This is a genomic window from Mucilaginibacter sp. (genome assembly GCF_028288225.1).
In the GTDB taxonomy this organism is placed as follows: Bacteria; Bacteroidota; Bacteroidia; order Sphingobacteriales; family Sphingobacteriaceae; genus Mucilaginibacter.
In genome coordinates this window covers 88,289-101,781 of the sequence record NZ_JAQBOC010000049.1, presented here as the reverse complement: position 1 = coordinate 101,781, position 13,493 = coordinate 88,289, and the positions used below count along the sequence as shown (strand labels likewise).

The following is a 13,493-nucleotide window of genomic DNA, read 5'->3' as shown; positions in this document are numbered from 1 at the left end:
TTTATAAAGTAAATATATCTTCCTTTACAGAATAAATATTCTTTTCTTTTAAATAATCTGTGTAGTAATCGTTAATGTATTCTTTTAAGGCGATCTTCCAATCGCGCATAATATTCATGTTTCTCAGTTCCAGCTTTTTATTTATCAAACGCTCAGAAGGTGGTCTTGGTGCAAAATAAGTATCTTTAAAATAAGTTGATGAAACTTCATGAAAAGTAACATCATTTTCAAGATCCAATATTCTAACCAATTCTTCAGCTACCTCACGCCTGCTGGTTTCACCATTACAAACCAGGTTATATAAACCCCAGTATTCTTTTTCGATCAATAATTTTACATTCTTGGCAAAATCAACAGTAAAAGTTGGTGTTCCGTCTTTATCGTTTACAATATGCAGATCGCGCTTTCCGCTTGCCAATTGCTTAATTATCTTATTTATAAATTTTTTGTCTTTGTGGGGGCCGCCGCCCATCATCCAGCCAGCACGGCAAATTATGTATCTTTTGGCATTTTCGCGTACATACCGTTCGCCCATATATTTTGACCTGGCGTAGTGGCCTAAGGGGTTAGGCTCATCCCAATCATCATAAAAATCTTTAGTTCCGTCAAATATACCCGCAGTACTAATATATAACAATGGTATATCTAAATTATTTGCAATGAAGACAGCATTTTCAACAGCTGTAGTGTTGGTTAGGTAGGTGTCGTCTAAATTAAGCTCACAAAACTCAAGATCAGTGTATGCGCCTAAATGAAACAGGTAATCGGGTTTAAAATCTTCTACTTCTTTTTTATATTTTTCAAAATTACGAAAATCTAAAAAGCTAAGCCATTTTTCATTTACATCCTTATCTGTGCACTTAACTTCGTAATCGTTTTTAAATATGCGATAAAAAGCTTCCCCAAGCATTCCACCTGCACCGGCAATGTAAATCTTTTTCTTCATATAAATGTTAAAACCATAAGGACGAATCTGGTAGTTGATTCAGTAGTGACAGGATTTATATAGATAGTCGTCACTTCCCAAAATTAACTTTTTTTGCTTTACTAACCAGAATAATTTTTTAAAACTCTTAATAATTTGATAATATAATTCAAATACTTTGATTTTTAGCATTGTTAGATAAAATTTTAGCAACCAAAACGCCAATTTATTCATTGGAAGTAAAAGCTGCGGTTATCCTGCAATTTGCTAAAACAAAATCACTAAAGTCTATATATTACGGAAAACTTACACCATACCGCTACACCACAAATGGATATTAATTCAGAAATACTAAAAAGGATTAACATTTCAAGATATAACTTTTGTTTATAGCCCGAGGAGATGTGATCAGGGTTTAGTGTAAAATAATTCGCCAAATTTTTAAACTTTTATTTTTATCATATTAATATGATTTAATACAGCCATCTTTGAATTTTGTTTTGTTTTGTTAAAAAAATTGAAAAAGTAACGACTTTTATTCTGAATCCAATAACTATCTGAAATGAATATTCTTGTTGTAAACTGGTCATGGTATCCAAGCGGCGGGGATTGGACATACGTTGAAAACGTGGTAAACATTTATCAGCAAAAGGGGCATCATGTTATTCCATTTTCTATGAAAGATGACAGGAATTTTCCGTCTCCCTATTCAGATTATTTTATAGAAAACATTGACTATAAAAAAGTTAATAAGCGAAGCCTGTCTGCCGGCGTAAAAGTAGTAATGAAAAGCATTTACTCGTTTGAGGCCCAGGACAATCTTGAAAGGCTTTTAAATGATGTTAAAATAGATTTTGCCCATATTAATGTTATTCATCATTATATTACGCCAACTATTTTAAAGATTTTAAAAAAAAGAAATATACCCATTATATGGACATTGCATGAATACACCCCTATTTGCCCGGATAGCATATTTGTAAGTCATGGTCAAATTTGTGAACGGTGCTTTGGCGGCGCATTTTATAATTGCATTACGCACTCATGTAAAAAAGGATCGTACCTGGCAAGTACTGTTGCCGCTTTGGAAAACTACGTCCATAAATACCTTAACTATTATGCCTATGTAGATCACTACGTTTGCCCCTCCGTTTTCCAGTATGAAAAATATAAACAATTCAATTTTTTCAATGAAAAGCTGGTGCAGGTTTACCATGGGTATGATTACGCAGGAATTGAAAAAGCAAGACTAACTCCGATTCAAAGCGATGAAAAATACATAGTTTTTGTAGGCCGGCTCGAAAAAATTAAGGGAGCGCACACCTTATTAAAAGCCATGCAAACCTGCACTGAAATTTCGCTCAAAATAATAGGCGACGGCACACAGGAAGAAGAATTAAAAGCGTTTAAAAACACCAATCAATTAAATAACGTTACTTTTTTAGGCAAAAAAAGCAAACAAGAAACGCTTGAAATTATTAATGGCGCTGGGTTTTTAATTTGCCCGTCAGAATGCTACGAGGTTTTGGGCTTTACTGTAGTTGAAGCTATGGCTTTAGGTAAGCCTGTTATTGGTGCAGCCATTGGTGGTATCCCCGAAATGGTTATTGATAATTATACAGGGCTCCTGTTTGAACCAGGGAATGTTGAGCAATTAGCCGAAAAAATTAAATGGTTATATAAAAACAATGATTCTGTGACGCAAATGGGTAAAAACGCTCATGAGCATATTAATATACTTATTAATAACGAAACTCATTTTAAAAGTCTGCAAAAGCTCATCCCATTATTATAAGGTACTATTGATAAAATCTATTGTTCTCATATATAAATTATTCTTTAGCGCTAAACATTTTTATCTGTGATAAACAAACTAATTGTATAAGGTATTGTTTAGCAAACGCACGTATTATATTAATGCCTAAGCTAACTTAGCAGCACGCTATTTATGGCATTAGACCGATATAATATTTTATATTTGCACCGTTAGCTTAACCTCAATTTTTACATGCGGATTAAATACCTATTATATATCTTATTTTTTACTTTAATTGTTTTTACAAAACAGGCAATGGCCCAGGAGATTTCCCTGAGCAATATTCAAAACGTTAAAGTAGGTACATTAAGTGATGAACAAATAACCCAGGCCTGGAAAAAACTACAGGACTCGGGAATACCCGAACAGGATGCTTATAAGCTGATGATTCAAAAAGGGATGCCTCCCGGCGAGGTAGCAGCGTTTAAAGACAGGGTAACTTTACTGGGCCTGAATAAAAAAACCGGCACAAAGACCAATCAATCATCCGAAAAGAAAAAAATAGATTACTCAAGAGATGCTAATGATACGGTATTAACCCCAAAAACAGCTAAGCCTGAACCGGTCCCCGCAGCAAAAACATTGAGTGTATATGGCTCCGAGTTTTTTAATCAAACAGCTATAAAATTTGAGCCTAATTTTTCGGTAGCAACCCCGAAAGGCTACGTATTAGGACCTGGCGATGAAATAATTGTACTGTTAACCGGGTTAAATGAAAGCAGTGTGCGGAGCAAGGTTAGTCCTGAAGGTAATTTACAAATTCCTTATGCAGGCATTGTTTATGTAAATGGGTTTACCATTGAGCAGGCTACCAACTTAATTAAAAGCAAAATGACCAAGGTTTACCCCGCTTTAAGTTCGGGACAAACACAACTGGCAATTAACCTGGGTAATACCCGCAGCATTAAGATAACCATAGTTGGTGAAGTAAAAACTCCGGGATCATATACGCTGTCTTCCCTGTCCACCCTTTTTAATGTGCTATATAATTCCGGTGGCCCTAACCAAAACGGATCATTAAGAAACATACAGCTAATAAGAAACAACAAACTTTATAAAACCGTTGATTTTTACAGCTTTCTGCAGCAAGGATTACTGGATGGAAATGTCCGTCTCGAAGATCAGGATGTGATCAGGATCCCGGTTTACAAAAAACGGGTAAGCATTAATGGTGAAATAAAAAACCCGGCCATTTATGAATTAAGAGAAAATGAAAATCTTGAAGATCTGATAAAATACGCCGGTGGATACACCGATATAGCTTATAAAGGCATTGCTAAGGTTGATCAGATCAATGCGCTTGAACGCGAGGTAAAAGACGTTCCTGCAAATCTTTTTGCAAATTATATTCCGCATAATGGCGACATGGTTCAAATAGGAGCTATTACTGACCGATATACTAACAGGATTACACTGGAAGGTGCAGTTTATCGCCCCGGCACATATGAGCTTACTGCGGGTTTTACATTAGCCCAGCTATTGAAAAACGCACAGGGCTTAAAACCTGAAGCGTATATGGAACGGGGTTATATTAAAAGAACCCTGCCTAACCTGGCCAGGGAACTTGTTTCATTCAAACCGGGGGATGTTGTTAGCGGAAAAAATGATATACCATTACTACGTGAAGATTCTGTTGTGATACTTAACCGTGATGTTTTTACCCCGGATCAAAAAATAACTGTCGATGGTTTTGTTAGAAAGCCATCTATTATAACTTATCGTAAAGGACTAAAACTGGCAGATGTTATTGCAATGTCAGGCGGTTTTGATGAAGAAGCTGCTGATCATCATGTTGAAATATCCAGGATCATTAAAAACGAATCTGATAGCGTAGCTAACCAACTGGTTAATACATTTGTTGTAGATATGGATGATAAAACCGGTGCCAACCAGGATGTTGAATTGCAGCCTATGGATTTTATCTATGTTCCGCGGTTGGTTAACTACCGTTCACTAGGTAATGTGAGTGTTAAGGGCGAGATTGTGTTTCCGGGTGATTATGCTGTCCAGAAAAGAGATGAAACAGCCATTGATTTTTTAAACCGCGCCGGTGGGGTTACCCCTTATGGTTCTCTTGAAAATGCACAGGTTTACAGAAAAGGAATCCGGGTTAATGTTGATCTTACAACAAAAGATCACAGTAAAAAAGAAAATAGCAATATGATACTGCTGCCTGGGGACAGTGTATATGTTCCCCGCGTTATTTCATATGTTGAAGTATCCGGGGCGGTAAACAACCCGCAATACATAAGCTATAATGGACGTAGTTTTAAATATTACATTAATGCCGCAGCTGGTACTACAGAAAATGCGCGGTTAAAAGGTGCCTACATCAAATATCCCGATGGTCTAAATCAGCCGGTAAGACACTTTTTATTTTTCCGCAACTATCCAGCAGTGAAACCCGGGAGCAAAATTGTGGTACCTGAAAAAACGGCTGACTCAAGAATTAAAATAGGCATTGGAGATATAAGTGGAATAGCCGCAGCGTTAACTGCAATAGTTAGTATTATTGCCATTTTACATAAATAATAATGAACCAGGAAAATCCTCCATATCCATACGAGCCGGAGTTCTCTTTTAAAAAACTGCTTAATGATCGTGCAGGCGATGTAGCTTACATTTTTCAATTCAAAAAGGCTTTGGCGCTGGTTTTAATTATTGGTGCTTTATTGGGCGCACTAACAGCCTGGCTATGGACACCTACTTATACCGCCAGGCTAACTTTTGTTGTGGATGATTCAAAATCGACAGGAGGCGCAGGCGGATTATCAGCTTTAGCGGGCCAGTTGGGGTTTAACCTTGATGGTTTAGGAGGGGCCAGCGGCGTATTAGCCGGCGACAATGTTGAGGAATTAATTAAAAGTCATAAATTGATAAAAACAACCTTGCTAACTGCCTATGATAGTACGCAAACGCTTGCCGACCGTTATGCTGCGGTAAACAAACTGGATAAAAAATGGCTAAAATATAGTTCCAATGGCCAAATAGTTCGCTTCCCGTTAAATGGAGTAAAAAATACACGGTTACAGGATAGCTTGCTGCATGAGATGACCACATTAATCCTCTCCGGTGAGTTTGGGATCTCAAAAACCGATAAAAAACTTGGCTTTTTTGAGGTAAATGCAACCATGAAGGATGAAAAGCTGGCCATGCTTTTTTGCAACAGGATGATCAAACAATCAACTGACTTTTTTATCAGCACAAAAACAAAAAGGTTAAGAAGCAATGTAGAACGTTTACAACAGCGTGCAGATAGTATAGGAGCCATCCTTAATCATAAAACATATGATCTATCGGCGGCAAACCAAAGTCTGTTAGATGTCAACCCTGCTTATACAAAGGCAAACGCTAGTGTGGATATAAAAGAGCGTGACAAAATTGTGCTGAGCACTATTTTTTCTGAAACAGTTAAAAACCTCGAATCAAGCAAAACTATGCTGGCACAGGAAACCCCAACCGTGCAAGTAGTTGATGAGCCTGAGTTGCCTTTAAAGAAAAACAGGCTTAAATACTCAATAGCAATATTAGGCGGACTTATTATTGCCGGGTTGTTATTCAGTTTTTATATATTATTAACGCGCAAAAAGCAGGCTAAAATCTAAAAGTTACACCCAATACCGCATGAAGGTTATAAACATCATTATGCGGGATGTAATAGTCGCCAGGGTTGTAATCTTTTAATACCCATTCGTAATTAAATGATTTTACTTCTTCAAGCGTTGCGTTAAATATTAAATTTTTGTAATTCCATTCACCTTGCAAAGCAAAAGCAAAGTCAACCCATTTACGGCTGTTGCCGTTTATATCTGGGAAATACTTCTCCTGAAAGTCAACATTGTGCTCGTACCGTTCAAACCTAACCCCTAATTTCTTTAGCCCTGTTACCCAACTAACTTCCATTGATTGAAGATTACCCCCTGAACCGGTACCAGCTCCAAGAACCTGTCCTTCATTAGTATGGCCATCTTTTACTCCTCCATGTACATACCATCCCCCTGCTTCTCTTACAATACGGTCAGGAGTTTGTGAAAGTTGGGTAACTTCCGCACCAAATAAAATATGCTGGTCGGCATGTCCGTTTATTGGGAGCATTTTACGCACACCAAAAATATATGCACGTGAATGGTCAGGCGAGCCTATAAAGTCTCTGGAGTTATATGAATTATCATTTAGCCCATATTCAAAATAAACCTCTGCCTGCGCTTTAGTAAATAGCCACCTGGCATACAGTGAAGTATATTGATCACGCGGTATAGGATCGCCATCAGCAGTATTTTGCTTTTGATAAGGGAAAAAGAAAGGCACATACTCACTAAAAGTTTTAACATCATTATGATAGGCATCAAATGTCCTGGTTAGCCCCAATGTTAACCCTTCAACCCATTTAGGGTGATAGTTAAGGTTAAACCCGGTAAAATAACGCCAATCTTTTCTTTTTGAAATGAGCAGGCTTTTTCCGTTAGATAAGGTAGTTGTTTCAAGTGGATTAAACCCGGAAGCATCCAGATGCCCAGCAATTATCTGCCCCTCAAATGACCCGATGTAGGTATTTATAGGGCGCACAGTATTTAGAGTGATGTGCTTAAATCCGGGTGCATTATTACTTAATATTAATGAATTACGAATGCCTGGCCCCCACCATATGTTTTCATTTGATATTCCTATTGACGCCGGTCCAAAAGTTAGTCTTATACTGCTTTGTCCCCAAAATGCTTTACTGTATGATCCGTTGCCATATCGTTCAGGCCAATCAATATAATCATGATAACCATAGTATTTGATCAGGTCCTGATCAGAATGTCCGGTGGCAAATCCATTAAATGATGGGTTTGCGGCATAAACAAATTCTGGTCGTAATTGAATACTTAAAGGCCCAAATTTAACAAAAAAGCCACCACTAAGCATTGTTTGATACCCTTTAGCAGGTATCATTGCTCCATCATTCCAACCATACGGATGATCAGAATTAAATTGCTGCTGCCAGCTCACCGGTAATATTTGAAAAGTGCCAAGGCCTCTGGCAAAAGAAACAGGGCCGGTTGATATCCAATGATCGCTTTTTAATGTACTATCAGGGTCATATGCATCATGCGTTTTTAACGACGGCCCTGAAAAAAGGGGGCGAACAGTAAAAGAGATGTTTGAATCAACTTTTCCCAGCAGCTGTTGTCTTCTATAATAATCATCAAGTACAGGTGTACCCACAGGAAGAGACTGTGCATTTACTATGCTTTTAAAGCCAGTAAAAATCAATACTATACTTAATATAAAAAATATTTTTTTCATTTAGCTGTAGCTGTTAAAACCTGTATGTAACACCTGCCTGGACCTGTAAGTTAAACGCATTGGCCCCATTTACAAAATATGGATCGCCGGGATTTTGCCTCAGGTACCATTGATAATTTAAAGACTTTATGCCTTGGAGTTTAGCGTTGACTATTAAATTTTTAAAATTCCATTCATAATTAGCAGCAATACTTAAATCTACCCAATGCCTTCTAAAATCATAACTATCGTAGTATGCGTAATAGTAAAAATCATTGTTATGTATATAGCGTTCAAATTGCAGGCCTATTTTCTTTAATCCTTTAACCCAGCTTATGTCCACTGATTGTAAATTTGCTCCGGGGCCAATACCTGCACCTAAAACCTCACCCAAATTGGTATAACCTTGCCTTATGCCTTTGCTTGTATACCATTCATCACCATCCTTAATTTTACTAATATTATTTTCCTGGAGTTGGGTAACTTCAACGCTTACCATTATGTTTTCATTTCGCGCCGTGTTAAATGGTAAAAGTTTTCTGATACCAAAAATATAAGCCCGTGAGTTTTCCGGAGATAATAATGCTTGTGTCAAATCACCTGTATAGTTATTGTGGCCAAACTCAAAATAAATCTCAGCATGTTCCTGCGTCCATAGCCAGCGCATAAATAGCGAGCTCCTTTGATCTTGTTTGTTAATTGCCTCGTCAGGAGCACCTACCTTTTTTACGGGGGCAAAAAGAGGTAAATAATCTCTTATGCCATTTAAATCTTTACCATAAGTTTGAGAGCTCTGATCAAATCCTAAAAATAAGCCGGGGATCCATTTCGGTTGCCATGTTAGTATTATTCCGGCCAAATATCTCCAATCATTGGGCTTAGGTATATACAGATCAGTACCAAAATAGCTGTGGTCAGGCGTAAGTGGCGCATATCCGGAATTGCTCAATTTACCGCCAATTAATTGTCCTTCAAATGATCCTATAGGGGTCTGTAAAGGGCGTAAAGTATTTAAAGTTACATGTAGAAATCCCGGGGCTGTATTACTCATTAACAGCGAGTTCCTTATGCCAGGCCCCCACCATAAATTTTCAGTTGATAAACCAAACGACAGGGATTTATAATTTAAACGAATACTGCTTTGTCCCCAATACGCTTTATCGTATTCACCTTTTCCAAATTGTACAGGTAAATCAATATTATTGTAAATGTCGTAATAGCGTGCAAATATTACATCATAACTATTTTTATTAAAATTTTCGAAATCTGAATTTGCGGCTATTAAAAACTCAGGTTTCAACTGAATTGTTAATGGCCCGTATTGTGCAAAGATGCCAACACTAAAGAGTGTTTGCAGCCCCTTGGCAGGGATCATGCTACCATCGTTCCATCCATAAGGATGATCAGAATTAAATTGCGTTTGTACACTCAAAGGCAAAAAAACACCTTTTATATTAGTGTTAGTTAACTTCCATGTCCGCTTGGCATTCAGCATATTATACTGATGTTCAGTAGTATCAGGGTAAAATGGATTGGCTTTTTTGTTAATATAGTTTGGAAAAAGTGGCCGTACAGTAAAGGATACGCTTGAATCGGTAGCGCCCAGCAGCTGGGCCCTTCTGTAATAGTCTTCCAATGCCGGCGTGCCTACAGGTAATGTTTGCGCTGTTGCACCAAATTGTACAAACGCAACTAATGCACATATAAATGAAAGCTTTAGCATCTTCATAAGGTAACTGCTTTTACATTGATATTATCCACAGACCAGCTCTCATCGCATTTCGGATCATCAGTATTCGTTTGAACCAATTTATCTACACACTGTAACACCAATTTATTGTCTGAATTTTTGAAGGTTTTTGATATTTTATACAACGTTGTGCCTTTAGGATCATCTTTCCAACTGCAAACACCCGGTAAATCAATTCGGTACGCGCCAGTCCGCGGGTTATTATAATTGCTTGGATAATCAGCAGGATACGACTGAGGTGAACAAAAATTTCCCGGAGCACACGCGGCATTTGAAAACGTGGTATATATAAAAGGATCTCCGTTTATAAACATCTCCCAAATGTCTGGCCCATCAGGTGCCTTTTTATTACCATCCCAGCTATCATGAATGTATAAATCAAACGTTATGGTAATAATATCATGCTTAGGCAAATTGTTAAGTGTTAAAATAAAATTGCCATCATTATATTGTCCCAATACTGAAGAATTATTGTATGTACTTATTACACCGTTAGTAATATTGGACAGGTCATTTGTTTCAAAATCATTATGATAAACGACTACCTCGTTACTAACGTTCTTATTACAAGCGGTGATAAAAAAAAGAGGGATGATGAAGAGGAATTTTTTAATCATAAAATAGCTTTAGGTATAAGGTCTAACTCCTCAAAAACTGAATTCTTACTTTTAAATTCGTGAACAATTTGTTTCATCGATATTACAACCTGTTGATCGTCATTATTTTTTGCATGGTGAATTAAATCATATATCTGTCTTTCAATTTCGTTAAATAAGTATTCGCGCACTTTCCCTATCATGATTTTTTCATGATGAGTAGGCATAGTATTTTCATTATCGTTCAGCAGTTCTTCAAATAGCTTTTCGCCCGGTCTTAATCCGGTATACTCAATCTTTATATCGTGGTTAGGTACCAGGCCCGCTAAACGAATCATTGTTTTGGCTAATTCAATAATTTTTACAGATTTACCCATGTCAAATATATATATCTCACCTCCCTTACCCATACAACCAGCCTCTAAAACTAAACGGCACGCTTCGGGGATGGTCATAAAATACCTGGTTATCTCAGGGTGAGTGACTGTAACAGGGCCTCCTTTTTCTATTTGCTGTTTAAATCTCGGGATAACTGAACCGTTTGAGCCCAATACATTACCGAAACGTGTTGTAATAAACCGGGTGGGTGATCTGTTATTATTTAAATGGCTTAAACCATTACTAAAGCTAAAATCTTTATTATTTAACGACTTATTTAAAGATTGGACGTAAATTTCAGCAATCCTTTTTGAAGCGCCCATTACATTTGTTGGGTTTACCGCCTTATCTGTAGATATCATCACAAATTTTTGCACAGCGTATTTTACAGAAAGGTCTGCAATTGTTTTTGTACCTAAAACGTTGGTTTTTACAGCCTCAGCAGGGTTATCTTCCATCATTGGAACATGCTTATAAGCTGCTGCATGGTACACATAATGGGGCTTGTACGTTTCAAACAGGTGTTGCATTCTTTTTTCATCCCTGACATCACCGATAAACGCATGAAAATTTGAATCAGTATGTGTTTCCTCAATTTCAAGGTATAAATGGTGAAGAGCAGTTTCAGACTGATCGCACATAATTATCAAACCGGTATCTAATTTCAATAGCTGCCTGACAATTTCGCTGCCGATTGAGCCGGCGGCGCCGGTTATTAATATTCTTTTGCTTTTTAGTTCTTTTTGAATACCTGTTATATCAATCTCAATTGATTTTCTATTTAAAAGTTCTTCAATATTAATTTTTTGAATTTGGGTTGGCTGTAATTTTCCGCTCGGCCATACATCATGAGGAGGAATGCTCAATACTTTAATGTCATTTTCGAGGCAAATATCTATAATATTGTTTTTAACCTCAGGTGGTATGGTATATGAAGCAAAAATAATCTCGTCCAGTTCATGTTCTTCAACCAGTGTTAACAAATCCTTTGCGTCTAATATTTTAATCCCATCAATTGTTTTCCCAACCTTTCTCTGATCATCGTCAACAAAAGCAACAATGTTTTTATTGACTTTATAATCATGATCAAAAGTTCTTTTTGTAGCTACCCCTGCCTCACCCGCACCATAAATGATAATTCTTTTCTTGTCTAACTTCAGATTTTTAATATATACAAAAAAATATTTTATCACTACTCTGTAAATAACCATCAATAAAAAGCTGGTTAAACTATTAACAATAAGAATGGAGTTAGAAATAAAAAAAGGTTTGGCAAATGCGGCTGAAACAATGTTCATTAAAAAAAAAGCGCCATTGCTTATTATCACTGCCATTAAGATCCTAAAAGAATCCTGTGCACTGGTATATCTTATTATGCCCGCATAAGTTTTTACAGTAAAAAAAACGATTGTACTTAATACCAGTGCAATTAAGGTATTCCTGCTAAACTCTACATAATTTATATGGGAGATATTTAAATTGTATTTTATCGAATAAGCAATTCCTAATGAAAAAAAGCTGATTAATAAGTCGAGTGTAAAAATAATCCAGCGGGGTACTATATTTATTTGCCTGAACAGGGTAGAAGAATTCATGGTAAAAATATAAAACTACAAATTACTTAAATAAGTTATCAATAGGCTAATTCAATCATCAAATCAGTCATTATATCAAGGTAATTGATTAATAATAACAAATCGCTTTCTTAACAAAAGTAATCAACTAAACACTGTATTTATATATTAATTGAAATAAACTACTTTTCAATATTAAAAAGCCGTCGTTTTCCTTCGAGTTTTAAACGAATTAAAACAAATATCAATGTTGCAGATACCATTGCTAAAACAAAGTTTACAGGAGATTTTGGTAAAAAACATATTAATAAAACATTTATAATTGCCTGCACAACCATATACAATGCAGCAACCATTAAATGTGAAGCCTTTTTTTCATTAACCAAAAATTGATACAAATGACTTCTGTGTGCTTCCGTAATATTTTCTTTTCTTAAAATCCTGAATACAATTGTTGTAGTTGAATCCAAGCCATAAATTAATAATAATAGCAAATAATTAAGGTCATTTGTTTTAATAATTAATTGTAAAAGAAAAAAAAGCATAATAAATGCAATGCTCACACTTCCTACATCACCTGCAAAACACTTAGCTTTAATTCTGAAATTAAAAAAATTAAAAACCAACACTGCAATAATGCTTATTACAAGAAGCTTTTCATCTGTAAATAAAATTATGTTCTCATTAATGTACCACAAAGTAAGCAATGTTACCAGGCTGTAACCACCGGTAATACCATTAATTCCATCCATAAAATTAACGGCATTTATTGTCCCGATAAACAATATGAAACCCAAAATTATCCAATAAAATGCCAGATCATAAACATGCAGCTGCTGAAATAATAAAGCAACTGCAATTAAATGGAAAACTATCCTGATTCTTTTTCTTATTGGTCTAACGTCGTCAATAAAACTAATTAAACTAATTAAACAAAGCCCGGCAAGAAAGTACTTGTATTCCCAGCCAAAATATAAAGGACCTAACAATAATGCAATACTAAAAATTATACCTCCCCCTCTTATTGTTACTTTAGTGTGTGAACTACGATGGTTTGGATGATCGATAATATTGTACCTGTCGGCTATTTGGAAATAAATTAGTTCAACGCCGAATAGTACCAGAAAAAAAAGTAAAAGCAAAAATATATTCATGCAAGGTTTAAAAAAATAATTAGCACCGCAAA

9 protein-coding genes are annotated in these 13,493 nt (G+C 36.2%); 3 read left to right on the top strand and 6 right to left on the bottom strand.

What is annotated here, in order from left to right; all coding sequences use genetic code 11:
• Position 1: 1 nt before the first annotated feature.
• Entirely contained in the window at positions 2-946 is a 945-nt protein-coding gene (locus JWQ54_RS15155; protein ID WP_299586206.1) for an NAD(P)-dependent oxidoreductase, read from the bottom strand.
• A gap of 541 nt (positions 947-1,487) precedes the next feature.
• On the opposite strand from JWQ54_RS15155, the gene JWQ54_RS15150 reads away from it, so the two are divergent.
• The 3 genes from JWQ54_RS15150 to JWQ54_RS15140 all read left to right on the top strand — a co-directional run bounded on the left by JWQ54_RS15150 (position 1,488) and on the right by JWQ54_RS15140 (position 6,346).
• Positions 1,488-2,720 carry a glycosyltransferase family 4 protein gene (locus tag JWQ54_RS15150; protein ID WP_299586204.1) on the top strand — a complete coding sequence of 411 codons (1,233 nt, stop codon included), beginning with the start codon at positions 1,488-1,490 and terminating at the stop codon, positions 2,718-2,720.
• A gap of 213 nt (positions 2,721-2,933) precedes the next feature.
• On the top strand, positions 2,934-5,273 hold the full coding sequence (locus JWQ54_RS15145) for an SLBB domain-containing protein (RefSeq protein WP_299586202.1): 2,340 nt from the start codon (positions 2,934-2,936) through the stop codon (positions 5,271-5,273).
• A 2-nt stretch (positions 5,274-5,275) separates the two neighbouring features.
• Positions 5,276-6,346 (top strand): hypothetical protein, encoded by a 1,071-nt coding sequence (locus JWQ54_RS15140; protein ID WP_299586200.1) that lies wholly within the window; start codon positions 5,276-5,278, stop codon positions 6,344-6,346.
• Here JWQ54_RS15140 and JWQ54_RS15135 read toward each other — a convergent pair.
• The 5 genes from JWQ54_RS15135 to JWQ54_RS15115 all read right to left on the bottom strand — a co-directional run bounded on the left by JWQ54_RS15135 (position 6,336) and on the right by JWQ54_RS15115 (position 13,461).
• A complete protein-coding gene (locus JWQ54_RS15135) occupies positions 6,336-8,030 on the bottom strand; it encodes a capsule assembly Wzi family protein (protein WP_299586199.1) in 1,695 nt (564 codons plus the stop codon). The two genes, JWQ54_RS15140 and JWQ54_RS15135, sit on opposite strands and share 11 nt — an antisense overlap.
• Before the next feature lie 13 nt (positions 8,031-8,043).
• Positions 8,044-9,738, bottom strand: coding sequence for a capsule assembly Wzi family protein (locus tag JWQ54_RS15130; protein ID WP_299586197.1), 1,695 nt, complete (start codon positions 9,736-9,738; stop codon positions 8,044-8,046).
• A complete protein-coding gene (locus JWQ54_RS15125; protein WP_299586196.1) occupies positions 9,735-10,376 on the bottom strand; it encodes a hypothetical protein in 642 nt (213 codons plus the stop codon). The genes JWQ54_RS15130 and JWQ54_RS15125 overlap by 4 nt, the downstream gene beginning before the upstream one ends.
• Positions 10,373-12,328 carry a nucleoside-diphosphate sugar epimerase/dehydratase gene (locus tag JWQ54_RS15120; protein ID WP_299586194.1) on the bottom strand — a complete coding sequence of 652 codons (1,956 nt, stop codon included), beginning with the start codon at positions 12,326-12,328 and terminating at the stop codon, positions 10,373-10,375. The genes JWQ54_RS15125 and JWQ54_RS15120 overlap by 4 nt, the downstream gene beginning before the upstream one ends.
• Positions 12,329-12,489: 161 nt before the next feature.
• Positions 12,490-13,461, bottom strand: a complete 972-nt coding sequence (locus tag JWQ54_RS15115) for a glycosyltransferase family 4 protein (protein ID WP_299586192.1) — start codon at positions 13,459-13,461, stop codon at positions 12,490-12,492.
• Between the last annotated feature and the right edge of the window lie 32 nt (positions 13,462-13,493).